The organism is Paenibacillus sp. FSL R5-0473, from assembly GCF_038004565.1.
GTDB lineage: Bacteria > Bacillota > Bacilli > Paenibacillales > Paenibacillaceae > Paenibacillus > Paenibacillus amylolyticus.
Map to the genome: position 1 here is coordinate 6,256,235 of NZ_JBBORL010000001.1, position 16,956 is coordinate 6,273,190.

At 47.4% G+C, this 16,956-nt stretch carries 13 protein-coding genes; 9 read left to right on the forward strand and 4 right to left on the reverse strand.

The window, feature by feature from the left end; all coding sequences use genetic code 11:
- The first annotated feature begins 13 nt into the window (after positions 1-13).
- The 3 genes from MKY28_RS27515 to MKY28_RS27525 all read left to right on the forward strand — a co-directional run bounded on the left by MKY28_RS27515 (position 14) and on the right by MKY28_RS27525 (position 4,211).
- On the forward strand, positions 14-1,522 hold the full coding sequence (locus MKY28_RS27515) for an RICIN domain-containing protein (RefSeq protein ID WP_445670912.1): 1,509 nt from the start codon (positions 14-16) through the stop codon (positions 1,520-1,522).
- A 234-nt stretch (positions 1,523-1,756) separates the two neighbouring features.
- Complete coding sequence (locus tag MKY28_RS27520; RefSeq protein ID WP_047840868.1) at positions 1,757-2,542, forward strand: ABC transporter ATP-binding protein; 786 nt, start codon at positions 1,757-1,759, stop codon at positions 2,540-2,542.
- A gap of 1 nt (position 2,543) precedes the next feature.
- Positions 2,544-4,211, forward strand: coding sequence for a hypothetical protein (locus MKY28_RS27525; RefSeq protein WP_340937542.1), 1,668 nt, complete (start codon positions 2,544-2,546; stop codon positions 4,209-4,211).
- A gap of 632 nt (positions 4,212-4,843) precedes the next feature.
- Here MKY28_RS27525 and MKY28_RS27530 read toward each other — a convergent pair.
- Positions 4,844-6,058, reverse strand: a complete 1,215-nt coding sequence (locus tag MKY28_RS27530) for a Leu/Phe/Val dehydrogenase (protein WP_340937543.1) — start codon at positions 6,056-6,058, stop codon at positions 4,844-4,846.
- Positions 6,059-6,405: 347 nt separating this feature from the next.
- Between MKY28_RS27530 and MKY28_RS27535 the strand changes: the two genes are divergently transcribed.
- The 3 genes from MKY28_RS27535 (at position 6,406) to MKY28_RS27545 (ending at position 9,643) form a co-directional block, all read left to right on the forward strand.
- Positions 6,406-6,921 carry a DUF2179 domain-containing protein gene (locus MKY28_RS27535; RefSeq protein ID WP_036606590.1) on the forward strand — a complete coding sequence of 172 codons (516 nt, stop codon included), beginning with the start codon at positions 6,406-6,408 and terminating at the stop codon, positions 6,919-6,921.
- A gap of 290 nt (positions 6,922-7,211) precedes the next feature.
- Positions 7,212-8,639 carry a pectate lyase family protein gene (locus MKY28_RS27540; RefSeq protein WP_307415667.1) on the forward strand — a complete coding sequence of 476 codons (1,428 nt, stop codon included), beginning with the start codon at positions 7,212-7,214 and terminating at the stop codon, positions 8,637-8,639.
- A 326-nt stretch (positions 8,640-8,965) separates the two neighbouring features.
- Complete coding sequence (locus MKY28_RS27545) at positions 8,966-9,643, forward strand: hypothetical protein (RefSeq protein WP_100528222.1); 678 nt, start codon at positions 8,966-8,968, stop codon at positions 9,641-9,643.
- 76 nt (positions 9,644-9,719) lie between these two features.
- Here MKY28_RS27545 and MKY28_RS27550 read toward each other — a convergent pair whose 3' ends face one another.
- The 3 genes from MKY28_RS27550 to MKY28_RS27560 form a co-directional block, all read right to left on the reverse strand.
- The gene (locus MKY28_RS27550; protein WP_076320107.1) at positions 9,720-10,796 is read right to left on the reverse strand and encodes a substrate-binding domain-containing protein; all 1,077 of its coding nucleotides are present in this window, start codon (positions 10,794-10,796) and stop codon (positions 9,720-9,722) included.
- 140 nt (positions 10,797-10,936) lie between these two features.
- Positions 10,937-12,121, reverse strand: a complete 1,185-nt coding sequence (locus MKY28_RS27555; protein ID WP_340937544.1) for a glycoside hydrolase family 130 protein — start codon at positions 12,119-12,121, stop codon at positions 10,937-10,939.
- Positions 12,118-13,308, reverse strand: coding sequence for an AGE family epimerase/isomerase (locus tag MKY28_RS27560; protein WP_340937545.1), 1,191 nt, complete (start codon positions 13,306-13,308; stop codon positions 12,118-12,120). The genes MKY28_RS27555 and MKY28_RS27560 overlap by 4 nt, the downstream gene beginning before the upstream one ends.
- Positions 13,309-13,532: 224 nt before the next feature.
- Here MKY28_RS27560 and MKY28_RS27565 point away from each other — a divergent pair, with 224 nt between their 5' ends.
- The 3 genes from MKY28_RS27565 to MKY28_RS27575 all read left to right on the forward strand — a co-directional run bounded on the left by MKY28_RS27565 (position 13,533) and on the right by MKY28_RS27575 (position 16,760).
- Positions 13,533-14,846 (forward strand): ABC transporter substrate-binding protein, encoded by a 1,314-nt coding sequence (locus MKY28_RS27565; RefSeq protein WP_100528225.1) that lies wholly within the window; start codon positions 13,533-13,535, stop codon positions 14,844-14,846.
- Positions 14,847-15,036: 190 nt separating this feature from the next.
- Positions 15,037-15,924, forward strand: coding sequence for a carbohydrate ABC transporter permease (locus MKY28_RS27570; RefSeq protein ID WP_017691677.1), 888 nt, complete (start codon positions 15,037-15,039; stop codon positions 15,922-15,924).
- A gap of 2 nt (positions 15,925-15,926) precedes the next feature.
- Positions 15,927-16,760: a carbohydrate ABC transporter permease gene (locus tag MKY28_RS27575; RefSeq protein WP_036606605.1), complete on the forward strand. Its 834-nt coding sequence runs from the start codon at positions 15,927-15,929 to the stop codon at positions 16,758-16,760.
- The last annotated feature ends 196 nt before the right edge of the window (positions 16,761-16,956 follow it).

Consider the following 16,956-nt stretch of genomic DNA (forward strand, 5'->3'; position numbering starts at 1 on the left):
GGTGCATTACGATATGGCTATGAACGATGGATGGTTGAAAAAGAATACACATTCCCGTTGCTTTACCCGCCGCTTTAGTTATCTGCTTGCTTTGATTTTGGCTCTGCAATCCATAGGGATGTTGCTCGCACCCGGACCGAATGCTTCGGCTGCTCCGCTCAGTGTAACGAACGGGATACAGTTCAAGGATACCAATGGCAATGTTGTTCATGCCCATGGGGGCGGGATGATCAAGGCAAATGGGTATTATTACTGGTTTGGGGAGAACCGCAATACGAATGGAACGTTCAAGGCCGTATCCGTGTATCGTTCATCGGATCTGAAGAACTGGGAGTATCGTAATGATGTGCTGACCAGCAGCTCGGCTACCGAGCTAAATATCTCCAACATTGAACGCCCAAAAGTCATCTATAACAGTTCAACTGGCAAATACGTGCTTTGGATGCACAAGGAGAATGGTCTGGATTATGGCGAGGCCCGAGTGGCGGTAGCTACTTCGAATACGGTGGATGGCAATTACACATATGTGGGCAGTTATCGTCCACTTGGGTATGATTCCAGAGACATGACGGTATACAACGATAACGGAACCGCTTATCTGATCTCTGCGACCCGAGTGAATGCTGATCTGAATATATATAAGCTGACCCCGGATTTTCTGGGTGTGGAATCCCTAGTCACAACGCTGTGGCCTGGACAATATCGTGAAGCACCAGCCCTATTCAAAAAAGACGGCGTCTACTTCCTGATTACCTCTGGTGCGACCGGCTGGAATCCAAATCAGGCCAAATATGCGACAGCCTCCAGCATTACAGGCACATGGAGCGGTCTTAGCAATTTTGGAGACAGCACAACGTATGGTTCCCAATCCACCTATGTTGTTCCTGTAGAAGGTTCACAGACCACATCCTATCTTTACATGGGTGACCGCTGGGCTGGTGCATGGAGCGGACCTGTGCAGGATTCCAAGTATGTTTGGCTGCCCCTATCGTTCCCTAATGCAACTAGTCTGGCGATGAACTGGGCCAGCAGTATTACGATTGATACAGTAAGAGGGACTGTGACCGGAGTGAGTACACCGGATGTCTGGGACCCGAATGCTTCATATCAGCTGATTAGTCGTAAGAGTAACAAATTGCTAAATGTCATTGGGGGTTCTTCCGCCAACGGTGCGGACCTGGAGCAGCGAGCAGATGGGGGGATGACAAGTCAACAGTGGCAGATTACCGATGCGGGTGGCGGTTATGTCAAAATCATCAACCGTTCCAGTGGCAAGCTGATCGGTGTGGAGAATGGTGCCACGACGGATGGGGCTGTCATTGAACAGTGGAATGATGGTGGCTGGGCCAGCCAGCAATGGCAGCTCGTCCATGTAGGTGGTGGTTATTATAAACTGAAGAACCGCAGTACAGGCAAAGTATTGGATATCTCCAGTCAATCCCTGGCAGATGGGGCTGCGGCCATCCAGTGGACGGATAATGGCGGCACGAATCAGCATTTTCAGATTGTTAAGGTGCAGTAAGACGTTTTAGATATTATAAAATAAGGTTCAACATAAAGTGGAAGCCCTTGTCTCTTACCATAAGGTGGGACAGGGGCTTTGTGATGTATTCACGCATGTTACGTGATGCTTTTACTCGAAGGGGATATCCAGTTGATGGCTCATATCGTGACCTATTTCCGATCATTACCATACCAATCTGTGGTAAACTAGTAGAATTGTAGAAAAAGATAGAGACAGGAGCTGGATAACGAAGTGAGTGAACAACAAGTGCTATCCATTGAAAGCTTGCGTATGAGATACAACGGACGTTATGTGCTGAACGGCATCGATCTGGAAGTGAATCGCGGTGAGATGATTGGATATATTGGTCCAAACGGGGCTGGCAAAAGTACGACGGTTAAGATTTTACTCGGGCTGGTTGAAGGATATGTAGGCACGGTGCGAATCTTTGGTAAAGATATTGCGGATGGCGATGTAGAGTATAAACGCAGAATCGGCTATGTTCCGGAGGTGGCGGAATTGTACGAACAATTAACGCCTGCGGAGTATCTGACTTTTACGGGAGAGTTATACGGTATGTCCTATGAAGATGCGGATTACAAAGCCAAGCTATTGATGGATTGTTTTGGACTGGAAAAATCATATCATTCCCGCATTGCCTCTTTTTCCAAAGGTATGCGTCAGAAAGTGCTGTTGATCTCTGCGCTGCTGCATGACCCGGATCTGTTGTTCCTGGATGAACCACTCAGCGGATTGGATGCCAATAGTGTGATGGTGGTCAAAGAGATTTTGTCACAATTGTCAGCCAAAGGCACAACGATCTTCTATTCGTCACACATCATGGATGTGGTGGAGAAGATCAGCAGTCGAATTGTACTGATTGCTGAAGGGCGCGTAGTGGCAGACGGTACGTTCAAGCAGCTCCAACAGCAATCCATGGAAGGCACGCTGGAGGAAGTATTCAATCAATTGACAGGCTTCAATGAACATAAAGCCATTGCGGAGCGTTTTGTATCCATTGTGCAGGAGGTGTACTGATATGGAGGAATCCTCCGACTTCCGCACACTCAAGATTCTGGATCGCTTTCGTCCGCTCATCGCCAGAACAGGGGCGGATTATGATGTACTGCGCCTGATCTTGCGAGTGAAGTTCCAGATGGATCAACGCAGAGTACCTACCATTTTGTCCAACAATTCAGGGAAAAAAGAGCGCAAGGAAGGTAATCAGTTTCTTCGATCCTTATGGTTGTATGGATTAATGGGACTGATGATGGTTCCCTTCATCGTCTGGGATACGGGGCATTTCATGCTTCAGATGGGTCTTGTGTTTGGCATCTTAATGTTTATGATCATGACGTCCATGATCTCGGATTTTTCCTCCGTACTGCTGGACATCCGGGATCGCAATATTATTATGACCAAGCCTGTTAATGGACGAACGGTTGGTATGGCCCGAGCCATCCATGCGGGCGTATATCTGCTATTGCTGACGGGTTCATTAACCGGTATACCGCTAATTGCCGCGTTGGTGACGCATGGGATCGGATTCTTTCTGATTTTCCTTGTAGAACTGATTCTGATCAATATGCTGATTCTGGTGACAACGTCTCTGATCTATCTGTTCATGATGAAGTTTCTGGATGGTGAGAAGCTGAAGGATATGATCAATATGGTGCAGATTCTGCTTTCCGTGGGGATTGCGATTGGTTATCAGCTGGTGATTCGTTCGTTCAGTATTATTGACTTTGGTATGGTATTTACACCAGCTTGGTGGCAGTTGCTGTTGCCTCCGTTATGGTATGCGGCTGCATACGAATGGTTATTCGCAGGGGGCGGGAATGTGTGGATCTACACGTTCACAGCACTGGCAGTCTTGGTTCCTGTGGTGAGTATGATCGTATATGTGAAGCTTATGCCGTCCTTTGAATTGTATTTGGAAAAAATGGCACATTCGGGTCAGTCCTCCGGACGCAGACGTGGAAGATGGGATCGGTTGATCTCCAAGGTGGTCAGTCGTTCCAGAGAGGAACAGGCTTGCTTCCGTCTGTCAGCCAGCATGATGCGTAATGAACGGGAATTCAAGCTGAAGGTGTATCCATCGCTTGGTTTATCATTTGTTTTACCTTATGTATTTTGGTTTACCGAATTGCAGTCTTCTACCTGGGCGGAGTTTAGGCAAAGTTCGTTTGTATACACTTTTTATATCGTACTAATGCTGGTTGTAACGGTTGTAGTCATGCTGAAATTTTCAGGACAATATAAGGCATTCTGGACTTTTCGCGCTGCACCGATGGCGAATGATAGCGCGTTGTATAAAGGCGCTCTAAAGGCATTCTTATGCAACATGTTCCTGCCTATATTTCTGGCAAATGCCATTTTGTTTACCTGGACATTTGGATCACGGATACTGCCGGATATTGCAATTATTATGCTGACAGCTACGGCGCTTGTCCCACTGGCAGGCAAATTGTTGTTGCGTAAGCCGCCGTTCTCCCAATCCTTCAGTATGGCACAGCAAAGTGATGGCTGGTATGTATTCGCCGCCCTTCCTGTGCTTGCTATGTTATGGGGAGTCCATGTCTTTTTCCGATCAGTGTCGGGGGGCGTATGGATCTATGGTGCGCTACTGATCGTAGCGAATGTGTTGCTGTGGACGCTACTGTTTCAGGAGAAGAAGACAGCGAAGAAGAGGCCGGTTGCAGTTTGAGAAGTTGCAGCAGGACAGAAGAATAAAAGAGTAAAAGAAGGAAAGAAAAGAGGTGGATTACGTTGAGAGGGACGGTTTACAAGAAAACTTAATGTAATCCGTACAGAGAGCGATTGGAAAAAAATGAGCCAAAGGGTCAACGTTCTAGAGAAGTAAGAGATTAGAGTACAGTGCACCAGAGAAGCATGAATTAAACACCGAAGAATGAAGAATAAAGAGCCAGAGCAAGAGCAAGAGGCAAAGCGATAAGGATTAGAAAGTAGAAGGACGAAGTGATAAGAGCCTAGAAGAGTTAAGAGTGCTAAGAAGAACTAAAAAGAGCTAACCGGGACACTTACGTCTAGGTTAGCTCTTTTTGAAAGGTGATGCTACCCCCAAAGAAACCTTCGCCGCAGCGCTAACGAACCTGAGACAATCTATTAAGGGTCAAAATCTGAAATATAAATTCTAACGAACCTCAGGAACGCTATCCTTCGGAAAAGTAGTTATTTAGCTTGAAAAAGAACCAAAATAGGCACAATAACGTGCCTAAGATTCGTTAGATTTTAGATCCATGCTAAAAGGGGCAAATAGCGTGAATCAGGTTCGTTAGAATGAAGTAAAGCAGTGGAGGTTCCCCAGGAGGAGGCACCCTATTTTGTATGGTCTGATCGGAGGATGGATTCGGCTAGCCGATCGGCTGCATCGGCTGTGGAGATCGCAGATTGCGTAGCTTCTGCGTATACCTTGCTTAGCGTGCCTGCAATCCCCGCCACCTTTTGGCGGATCAGGTCAGGCCCGGCGCCTTCCAGCTCGTAGGCGGTGGAGATGATTCCGCCTGCGTTGAGCACATAATCAGGCGCGTACAGGATGCCGCGCGCCTGCATGCGGCCTGCAACCAGCTGTCGTTCACTCAGCTGGTTGTTGGCCGCCCCGGCAACGATGGAGCAGCGCAGCTCCTCCACCGTTGCCGGGGTCAGTACGCCCCCTAGGGCACAGGGGGCGAAGACCTTGCAGTCAGCGGCGTGGATATGGGCCGGATCGGCCGAGATGGCGCCGCTGAACTGCACAAGGGCACGTTGTACACGCTCCGGTACAACGTCTGCCACAATGAGCCGTGCCCCGGCTGCATGCAGGTAACGGCACAGGGCATACCCGACCTTGCCCAGTCCCTGGACGGCAACGGGAATGCCCTGCAAAGATGCAATGCCTTGCTGGCGCAGCGAGGTCACAATGCCGATGTGTACGCCATAGGCGGTCATCTCGGCAGTGAAGTCATCCTGCGCCCCAAGCGAACCCGTGGTGTCCGTTACATGTGCGGTCTCCAGTCGGATCTGGTCCATGTCTGTCGCCGTGGTACCCAGATCAAGACCTGTCACGTACCGTCCGTTCAGCCGCTCCAGACAACGACCCAATGCGCGAAAGCGCTGCGCCCGCTTGGATACGTCCGTATCCAGGCTTTTATCTTGTGGATGCGTACCCTCATCGGCGACGACTTTCCGTTCAGCGGCAGCGCCCTTTTGCTGCTCTACCCCTAGATCTCCAGCGACCTGCTCAACACTTTGAGATCCGCAACCATCCTCATCCGGTTTTGTATTCTTCACTAAAGGCACATTCCATATGACTACTTTCCCGCCGCCATATGGCAATCCGGAGATTGCATTTTTGTACGTCATGCCTTTGGCGAGCTTCACAGCATCCCGAACAGCTTCTTCCTCGGAGGCATACGTCCAGTAGCGGCATCCGCCCAGCGCAGGCCCAAGGACCGTGTTATGAATGGCAATGACCGCCCTCAATCCACTATCTGCATCATGGCAAAAAATGAGTTCCTCCATGCCTTCCCGCTCCATCTCCTGCCATAGCTGCATGACGGTACCCCCCTTTTTGTTTTGACCCATCCATCCTGGTTCTGACCTGATATCCTGTGCCAGCGTGCTTGGCTTTATGATGATACAGCATATTCAAAGACTCCCATTTTCGCCCCTGGGACCTCCGCCGGGTTGATAATCGGTACAAACGGTTCTATAATTGCAGTTCCGGCATGCCAGAGAGCAGAAAATGCCTACGGATTTACATTCAACCGTTTAGAATGAGGGTATAACGTCCAATGATGGAGATAGAGCAAACATACAGGAAGCATAGATGAAACGAAATCGTCGAGTATATGCAGCAAAGGGCCAATTCCGTTGTGAAGGCCAGGAAAGAGGGATTGTGATTGTTTAAAATATTGGTATTTATCTTTTTGATCCAGATTGTCTACGTATCCGCTTATACACTCCGGATGATTCTGACACTCAAAGGCCAGAAATACATCGCCGCACTGATCAGCATGGGTGAGATTGTGATCTACGTGCTCGGTCTGAATCTGGTGCTCCAATACCTGACTCAGCCTTCGGCCCTGATCGTGTACGCGGTGGGTTATGGACTGGGAGTGTTGCTCGGTGCGTGGATTGAAGAGAAGATCGCGCTCGGTTACGTTACCGTTAAAGTCATCTGTAACCAGATGGGCAACAACGTCGCGAATGCCCTGCGAGATAAAGGATATGGTGTTACTGCATGGGTGGGCAGTGGACGTGATGGAGATCGGCTTGTGATGGAGATTCTGGCAAAACGTAAAAACCAGAAATTGCTCTACCAGACGATTCTCGATCTGGACCCCAAAGCATTTGTTATTACCGTGGAGCCCAAACAGTTCCATGGCGGCTTCTGGACACGTTCCATCAAAAAGTAAAATCGAGCAGGTCTGCGGCAGATGCAGTCCTGCTTTTTTAATTTCATCCCATCTGGAATGTTCTTGTTACCACGATATATCCCTGAAACCTTACTCCCCAAGTTAACTCTGTACGATTCAAGGTTGCTTATAGTACAATTCCTTGCTGTACCAGCCATTCCCGCCTACATGTGAGATAGGGATTATTGTTGTAATCGCTTTCAAAATGTACATTGAGAACATGTCCTTCGTAACACGGCATGGCAGCGATGGACGAATGTCATCATCATATTTTGGGAGGAATGGAATCGATGAAAACTAAATTTCGAAGTTTATGCAGCACAGCTCTGGCTCTAACGTTGGGGTTAACTTTATTGTCCGGCCCGGCAAGTGTGCAGGCAGCGGGTAACGCAGACTACAATCTTACAGGCTTCTCCCAAGGGAACGCGGGCGGCGGCATCATTAGCGAATCAAACACAGCCACGTATAAGAAAGTGTATAATGCGACCGATCTGGCATTGGCGCTGAAAAAGAACTCCGGTGTCAAAGTTGTTGAGATCATGAACGATCTGAATCTGGGATGGAATGAAATTCCGAGCGCAGCGCAGACTTCTCCTTTTGCCAAGCATAATGATGCGCTGACACATCCCGTATTAAAACAGACCGGTGTTAGCAAGCTCACGATTGATGGTTTCAATGGACTCACGATTTTCTCCGCCAATGGTTCCAAGATCAAACACGCTGCGATCAGCGTGAAACGAAGCTCAAATGTCATCATCCGCAACCTGGAATTTGATGAGTTATGGGAATGGGATGAATCCACCAAAGGTGATTACGACAAGAACGATTGGGATTACATCACCCTGGAGGAGAACAGCAACGTATGGATTGATCACTGCACATTTAATAAAGCCTATGACGGACTCGTCGATTCGAAAAAAGGAACCAGTGGCGTGACCATCTCCTGGTCCCTCTTCAAAGGGGATGACGGCAGCTCGAACAGCTGGGTTACCCAGCAGATTAACGAATTGGAAGCAAACAAGGCTTCCTATCCCATGTACAACTACCTGCGCAGCAGTGCTGTAGGTCTTAGCAAAGCCGATATTATCGCCATCTCAGGACCACAAAAGAAAGGACATCTGGTCGGTTCGACCAGTCTGGAATCAGCTAACGCCAACCTGTCCATGACGCTGCACCATAACTTGTACAAAGATATTCAGGACCGGATGCCACGCCTGCGTGGCGGCAACGCACATGCATACAACATCGTGATGGATTCGACAGGGGCACGTGCCGCTAAAGCCAAAATTACAACGGCGATGGCAACAGCGATTGCGTCCAAAGGTTATAAGTTCGATATCATTGGCAATGGGGCAATCTCCACAGAGAGCGGAGCCGTATTAGTTGAGAAATCAGTCATCAAGGACGTGCTGTATCCTGTTCGCAACAATCAGACCGATCCGGCAGATCCAACCTATACCGGCAAAATCAGAGTGACCGATACCATGTATTCTTTGGATGGAAGCTCATTCCGTGGCAGCAGTGATACGTCTGGCAGTCCACTGGCGCCAATCCCGGCCGTGGTAAAATCCTTCTCCTGGAACGGCTTCTCGACACTTCCTTACAGCTATACCACGGATGATCCATCCACGTTGAATGCACGCCTCACGGCTTCCAATGGCGCGGGTTCGGGTAAATTGACCTGGTCCAAGGACAATTGGTTGAAGACAAGTTATTAATATCAGAGTACCCTGTTGCTTGTTCATTCTTCAAATAAGGAAAAGAGTGCTCCTGCAGCTACGATAGCCGGGAGTGCTCTTTTTATATAATTTAGCTTCATAAACAGTTTGGCGGGCCGCTTGAAAAGTGACTCCTTGTTAGGGTGGATCATCTCCAGCTACAGCATGTGTTGGTCTCGCCGGTGATCGTTGTGAATCTTTATTTATCTTCATTACCTTTGTGAGTAATTTATGACAAATTAACCATTTATACAAGTACGCCTTGTAATTTTACTTACCGGTAAATATAATTTATTAGAATTAACCAATAAGGATGGTGAAGCAGCTTGGATGTATGGATATACTCCGTACTTACTCTTGTTTATTTGATACTTGTTGTTTGGATGGCCGTCGATTTAACCCAGAGGAAGCAATGGCTCGCGTATTCCAGTTTTCAGCTATTTGTAGCATTCAGCTTGGCATATGACAATGGAATTATTGCTATAGGTAATTTGATAGGGGATGGGGAAGTGTTAATGGTCCTCAGTAGCCTTCGATTTTGGCTACATGCCTTTGCTACCCCTACCCTTATTCTTGTTGGCTACCATATCTTGCGCAGCTCAGGTGCCAAGTTTGCTAATAGAAGTATAACGAGTGTGGTGGCATGGCTGATAACTTTAGGTCTGGTTGTCTACCAGATTGTAGGTTTTACTTTATCCGAGGTTAAAAATCTCAAGGTGATAGAAGAGTATGGAGTACTGAGATATATGGCAGAAGGTCATGGAGGTCCGCCGATGATGGTGATCATCGTGGGGATTGTTCTGTTATTTGTTAGCCTGGTCGTTCTTTTCAAACATAAATGGGTTTGGCTGTTTGTTGGAACTGCCTTGTTGTTTGTAGGGCAGTTAATCTCCCTGCCAGTGGAAACCGGTACTTTAACCAATGTGTATGAGCTGATCCTCATCCTCTCGATTTGGAGAACGACTACATTTTTGATGGATTCAACAAATCATCGCCGTCGTTAAGCTCCAATGCATCAGAAAAGACTGGCCAGTAAGATAAAGGCCAGTCATCTGTGTTCGTTTATTTCATTTTTTTAATTCAGATATCCATAGTATCTGATGAGGCAGACACAGTACTCACCGAGTCACGATAGATGATGTTGCCTTTCACGTGTACACGGCCGAAACTGCGGTTTGGGTTGTCGACCTTTTTGAGCATGGACTGAACTGCCGTGCGTGCCATCTGTTCCACATCCACTTCAACAGTTGTGAGCTTGGGATCGGAGAGCATCGCATAGATATCATTATCAAAACCAACAACAGAGCATTGGCCAGGCACCTGAATATCCATTGAAGTCAGTTTTTGAACGAGCAGATGAGCGACCTGATCACAGTTGCATACAAAAGCGGTTGGCAGCTGTTCCGGCAGATCAATCTCAATAAACGTACCCCGTTCATCCCGATCATTCAGAACCAGATCCGGATTCATCGGCAAGCGATGTTCCAGCAAGGATTTGTAGTACCCGAGGAATCGGTCCTGGATACTGCTCGTGGAATACAGGTTACCTACATAAGCAATGTTACGGTGGCCCTGCTGAACCAGATAGTTCGTCAGCTCATAGGCAGCGTAGAAGTTATCAGTAACGACGGAATCGATGTCCGAATGTTCATCGTAGAAGTCGAGAAACATTTTGGGAACTTCCATCGATCGCACCAGTTCAATATACTCTTTGCTGATCTGTCCGAGCACGATGAAACCATCGACCTTGTTATCGCTGTACAGCTTGGGCAGTGTTAATTCCTCCTCATCCTCCACATTCAGAATGTGCAGAATGCCGTAGTAGCCCTGTTCCTCCAGATGTTTGGTGATGCGCTGGAACACGCGTACATAGAACGACTGCGTAGGCCCGGTAAAACGCTCCGGGATAATTACACCAATATTATGGGTTAAGCCTTCCTTCATGGAACGGGCAGCAGCATTATACCGATAGCCCATTTCAACAGCAAGCACTTTAATTTTTTCCTTTAATTCGCCACTCACGCCATCTTTATCATTCAATGCTTTCGAGACGGTCACACTGCTGACCCCGAGCCTGTCGGCGATATCCCGCATGGTGATATTGTTCTTCAGTATGGTCGCCTCCTTCAAGCCGGTATAGGCACAATGTGCTGTCATTATGATGAACACTTTCTTCCAACATAATAACAATCCATATCAGTATACATCGTTACCCACTTGGAATAAAGCCATTCTGGCTGTTGTTTCGCTAATTTTCAGCACATTGCAGGTTTCCCTGAGAGGACGCTCTACCGATGTTACGTTAATTGTTTCTGTAAAAGCTTCTCATTCTGTTCAATCAGCTGACCCCGCTGGCTGGCACAGTCCAGGGAACGATACGGATCAGCCGGTGTATTGAACGTATAATCGACCAGTTTCTCCAGAGTCGTTGTTGCCACATGACAGCGGGTATCGCTGGAAGCGTAATAGATAAAGACTTCTTCCTTCTCATTGACCACAGCACCGTTGCAGAAAATAACATTGGACACATCGCCTACCCGCTCATCGTCATAAGGAGCAATGAAGTGGCCGCCCGGCTTGGCAATAATACGCGCCGGATCATTCAGATCCGTAGCGAAGGTGTATAACACGTAACGCAGGCCTGCTGCGGTGTTCCGAACTCCATGAGCAATGTGAATCCAGCCACGATCCGTCTTAAGCGGAGCAGGGCCTTGACCGTTTTTGACCTCATATACCGTATGATATTGCCGTTCGTCGATAATTGTCTCTTCATGAATGACAGGGTTCAAGATATCCTCACACAGACCAAAGGCGATTCCGCCGCCGCTGCCTGTGGAGATGAATCCGTCTTGTGGACGGGTGTAAAAGGCATACTTTCCATCCACGAATTCCGGGTGCAAAACGACATTGCGCTGTTGAGGGGAATTCGTTGTGATGTTGGGCAACCGTTCCCAGCTTATAAGATCCCGTGTACGAACCAGTCCTGCCTGTGCAACTGCGCTGGATGTATCAAATGCAGGAGCATCAGGGTCTTTGCGTTCCGAGCAATAGATGCCATAGATCCAGCCGTCTTCATGTTGAACAAGGCGCATATCATACTGATTGGTTTCATCCGCATCGATATCTTCCCAGACCAATGGTTTACCCGTGAAACGGAACCCGTCAATCCCATTGTCGCTCTCGGCGAGCGCAAAGATCGATTTGCGATCCAATCCTTCGGTACGAATAACCATGACGTATTTGCCATTGAAATAGATGGCTCCTGGGTTCAGTGTAGCGTTAATGCCCAGACGCTCCATAAAATGCGGGTTTGTCGTCTCATCCAGATCGAATCTCCAATGCAGCGGTACATGATGGCGAGTGATTACTGGATATTGGTACCGATCGTATATGCCGTTGTAAAAGGAAGAATTGATCTCATTAGGGCGAGTAAGCAGCTGCTCCTGTTTCTCCAGTAACTCCTTGTATTTCGGGTGTATCATTCTGATCCCATCCTCTCAATTAGTTCAATACAGAATCTGCTATTGTGATACGGGCATTTCCACGGTCCGGCAATTTCGCTCTGATCCGGTGTTCCGTTTCCATCAACCGACCAGTACCATTCCCCACCAGCGCGCTGATCAATGATGTTTTCTTTGGTATAGGTCCACAAGCGTTCCACTCTCTCCAGAAACAATGGATCACCTGTACGCTGATATGCATTATAGAAACCGACCATCGCCTCGGCCTGAACCCACCAGATTCGCTTCTCATCGATATGTTCACCTTCTTGTTCATTGAGCAGGGAACCATCCGCATTCACGGCTACATTGGAGATGTTATAGGCGATATCTGTTACCATCGCCGCATACTCCAGATGTTGCTCCATCCCCAGAACTTTCAGTGCTTCGTCGATTAGCCAGCTGGCTTCAATGTCATGTCCGAACGAGCGCAGATCGATGATGGATTCCCACTGTTTGTTGAAAAATACCCCGAGAAACTTGGTGTCTTGGTCATACACACGTTCATATAGAATCCCGAGCAGGCGTTCCAGCGCCGTCTTCACTTGTTGATCCGGCCACACGCGATAGAGCGTGGTGTAGGCCTCTAACACATGAATATGCGTATTCATTGTGTAATCCGCAATAACTCCATTTTCACTCAGCATTTCATTGGGCTGCTCATTCCATGTGCGATCAAATTGTTCCTTGTACGCAGGTAGTTCGGCATCCAGACCTTTGTCCTCGATTAGAGCAAAAAGCGTTTTCGAAAGTTCCAATGCAGAAGCATCCCCGGTTGCACGATAGTACTCACTGAGTGAATACACGCCGAATGATTGCGTATACACATGTTTGCTCGTATCGAGCGCTTCCCCTGTGTAATCTACCATCCAGTACATACCGCCATATTCGGTATCCATCACATGGTCAGCGAGAAAACGATATGCATGCGCCGCGTGATCGCGCCATCTTTCGTTTCCAGTAACCCGATAGGCTGCTGCAAAAGACCAAAGTTGCCGTGCCGTGGCGATCCCGCCTTTGGGTGCCTGTGGATTCACCTGAAGATCGTTGCCGACCCAGCCGTAGAATCCACCGTGGGTTGTATCCTTAAGGTTGGACCAGAAGGGTAAAATCTGCTTCTCCCAATGCTCCTTAATCTCAGATTGAAGTTCGGTTGTTTTTGTATTCATAAGTGAGCGCTCCTTCAAAATAGTGCATCAATCTAATTAAATTAAGTTAACGGTAACTTTATTAATCAATATTAGTGCCCTGAAAAACAGATGTCAACAAATTCACTCGCAATTTTTCTTGTTAAGTTATAAATAATTTAATTGACAGGTAAGCGTTACCATAATAGAATTCATTTTGTAACCTTAACGATAACTTAATTAACTTAAGAGAGGGGTCGAAACAATTGAGAAAAAACAAAGGTTGGATGATGTTGCTGACGATGCTGCTCATCACTTCACTACTTGCTGCATGTTCATCCGGAGGTGGATCTTCGCAGGCAGGGGAGGAGATCAGTACAGATCCGGCAGATATCAAGGGGGAAATTACCGTCCTTACACAACGTACAGATATTGTTGATACCGTATTTAAAGATTACGCTGCTGAGTTCAATAAGGAATACCCGGATGTCAAAGTGAACTTTCAGGCACTGGCAGACTATGAAGGACAAGTGAAAATCCGTATGAGCACCAAGGATTATGGTGATGTACTGATGATCCCGACCAGTGTTCCGATCGCAGATATCCCGGACTTTTTCGAGCCGCTCGGCACTTACGATGAATTGAAAGACAAATACACAGCCATTGAAGAACGCATGGTGGATGGTCAGGTCTACGGTATTCCTACCGTAATTACGTTCTCTGGAATCATTTATAACAAACAGGTCTTCAAAGACGCAGGCATTATGGAAGTTCCCAAAACACCGGAGCAATTCCAGGCTGCGCTTCAACTGGTCAAAGACAATACAGATGCGGTTCCGCTCTACACCAACTATGCATCCGGCTGGGCTCTCACCCAATGGGAATCGGATTTGCCAACCGTTGCAGGCAGTGTGGATTACGTTAACGTGGACCAACCGAATACAGATGAGAACTTTGTGCCTGGTCAGCCGCACTATGAACTATATAAGGTGCTCTATGATGCAGCCAAGAACGGTCTAATCGAGAAAGATCCAACAACAACCGACTGGGAAAGCTCCAAAGCAGATCTTGCCAAAGGCAAAATTGCCACAATGGCACTGGGCTCTTGGGCGATCACACAGATCCAAGGCATGACAGATACTCCAGACGACATTGGATTCCTTCCTTTTCCTACGAATGCAAGCGAGGTTGTGGTTCCGCTCTCCGCCGACTATAACATCGGCATGAACGTGAACAGTGAGAACAAACCTGCTGCCAAAGCCTGGATTGACTGGTTCCTGGCGAAATCGAACTATGCAGTTGAACAAGGCGGCGGTATGGATGCAGACAAGAATGCTGAATTACCACCAATTTTGGATCAATATAAAGACGTTAAATTCTCCACGCTTACACCTGCCAAAGAAGGTCAGGAAGGTCTGGTCGACAAGATTGATAATGAAGGCGAAATCGGTCTCTGGCAGCCTGACTTCAAGAAACGCATTATCGAAGCAGGTATTGGGAACCGCAAGGAATCGTATGACGACATCATGAAAGATCTGAACGACAAATGGGTCAAAGCAAGAGCAGAACTCACGAAATAATTGGATTAACGTAAGTGGATCAGGTGATGAATGGACTGCGGGGATATAGGAATCCATATATGAATGGAGCATGGAGTATGTGGTATTTGAAAGCATGATACCCATACTCTTCTCCGGCAGTTATTCCGCAGGAATTCCATTGGAGTCTTTCGATATATAGGCGGGAAAACCGCTTGGAGGTGTGGAGAGCATGAAGTACTTAAAACTTTCGAATTGGGGCTACTCAGCGCAACGCATATTTATCATCTGTGCCTTCTCAATTATTCCGCTGGCGTTGCTGTTTACATTTGCATACTTACCGGTCATTAACATGTTCAAATACAGTTTCACCGATTGGAACGGATACAGTAAAAGGTTTGATTATGTTGGGTTTGAGAACTACACGCGCATATTCAGTGATCCCGAATACTTCAAAGTATTTATTGTCAGCTTGTATTACTTCGTGGCTACGTTCTTACAGATGGGCTTGGCGCTTTACTTTGCCACCATTCTGAGTTTCAAGGTTCGAGGCAAAAACTTTTTCAAAGGCATACTGTTTTTCCCTTATTTGCTGAATGGGGTAGCCATCGGTTTTATCTTCCTCTTTTTCTTCAAACCGGACGGTACACTCGATATGCTCATGCATGCTGTAGGGCTGGGACAATACACGCAGCTCTGGCTCGGTAATCCGAATATTATCAACGTGTCACTCGCAGGTGCATCAGTATGGAGATACATGGGCTTCAACTTTATCATTTTCCTGGGTGCAATCTCTTCCATTCCGAAGGATGTGTATGAAGCATCCGATATTGATGGCGCCAATCGCTGGCAGCAATTCCGCCACATCATCCTGCCAAGCATTACACGTATCCTGCAGCTCAACCTGATCTTGGCGATTAGCGGCGCAATTAGTGCGTTCGATATTCCATATATCATGACCGATGGTTCCAACGGTAGTATGACATTTGTAATCCAGACGGTTCATTTGGCGTTTAAATATGGCAAGCTGGGACTGGCATCCGCCATGGCTGTGGTGCTGCTCTTAATCGTTATTCTCGTTACGCTTGTGCAGCGCGTCACCATGAAAGGGGAGGAATAAACGTGACACAACTCAAATACACCCTTGCGAGCGTGGTTAAATATGCTTCCCTGGTGCTTGCGGCGTTTATCGCGCTGTTACCCATCGTGGTCATCCTGTTTGCATCTCTCAAAACGAATGCGGAATACGCTACCAGCAGCCCGCTTGCCCCGCCAGCCAACTGGCTGAACTTCGCGAACTATGCAAAGGCTTTTGTGGATGGCAACATGCTGGTTGGTTTCAAAAATACAATTATTATTCTGATCATCTCTATTATAGGAGCGACCTTAACGGGTTCCATGATCGCGTATGTGCTGGATCGGTTCAAATTCAAGGGCAAGAAAATTATGGTCGCGGCATTCCTGCTCGCTACCCTGATTCCAAGTGTTACAACGCAGGTCGCCACATTCCAGATCATCAACGCGCTCGACCTGTTTAACACACGCTGGGCGGCCATCGTGATGTACCTGGGTACAGATATCATCGCGGTTTATATCTTCCTACAGTTCCTGGGCTCCATCTCAAGTGCACTGGATGAATCCGCCATGCTGGACGGCGCGTCGTACTTCACGATCTACTGGAAAATCATTCTGCCACTGCTGAAACCGGCCATTGTAACGGTCATTATCGTGAAGGGTGTGAACATCTATAATGACTTCTACACACCGTTCCTGTACATGCCAAAGACCGATCTACAGGTCATATCGACCGCCTTGTTCAAATTCAAGGGACCGTTCGGATCGCAGTGGGAGGTCATCAGCGCCGGCATCATGATCGCCATTATTCCAACGATGATCATCTTCCTGCTGTTACAGAAGTACATCTACAATGGCTTCGCGCAAGGCTCAGTTAAATAAAAAAACGAAAGGCTATATGAAATGCATATGAGAATACACAGGAACGAAGAGGACAGAAAAAAGCTGGAGAAACGGAGTGTTCGCATTTATAACCGGATTTTTCCCTTTTATAAGGGGATCAAAAAAAATCTGGGGATAACGGCGATCGGAAGGTTGTTCTGTCATCAAAGTGGTCTAGTGCAATTTTAAGTATTCA

Bases quoted from the DNA above. Each gene is read 5' to 3' on its own strand.
- MKY28_RS27540 (WP_307415667.1), top strand. From the start codon at position 7,212: ATGAAAACTAAATTTCGAAGTTTATGCAGCACAGCTCTGGCTCTAACG.
- MKY28_RS27515 (WP_445670912.1), top strand. From the start codon at position 14: ATGGCTATGAACGATGGATGGTTGAAAAAGAATACACATTCCCGTTGC.
- MKY28_RS27550 (WP_076320107.1), bottom strand. From the start codon at position 10,796: ATGACAGCACATTGTGCCTATACCGGCTTGAAGGAGGCGACCATACTG.
- MKY28_RS27560 (WP_340937545.1), bottom strand. From the start codon at position 13,308: ATGAATACAAAAACAACCGAACTTCAATCTGAGATTAAGGAGCATTGG.
- MKY28_RS27555 (WP_340937544.1), bottom strand. From the start codon at position 12,121: ATGATACACCCGAAATACAAGGAGTTACTGGAGAAACAGGAGCAGCTG.
- MKY28_RS27525 (WP_340937542.1), top strand. From the start codon at position 2,544: ATGGAGGAATCCTCCGACTTCCGCACACTCAAGATTCTGGATCGCTTT.
- MKY28_RS27530 (WP_340937543.1), bottom strand. From the start codon at position 6,058: ATGCAGCTATGGCAGGAGATGGAGCGGGAAGGCATGGAGGAACTCATT.
- MKY28_RS27570 (WP_017691677.1), top strand. From the start codon at position 15,037: ATGAAGTACTTAAAACTTTCGAATTGGGGCTACTCAGCGCAACGCATA.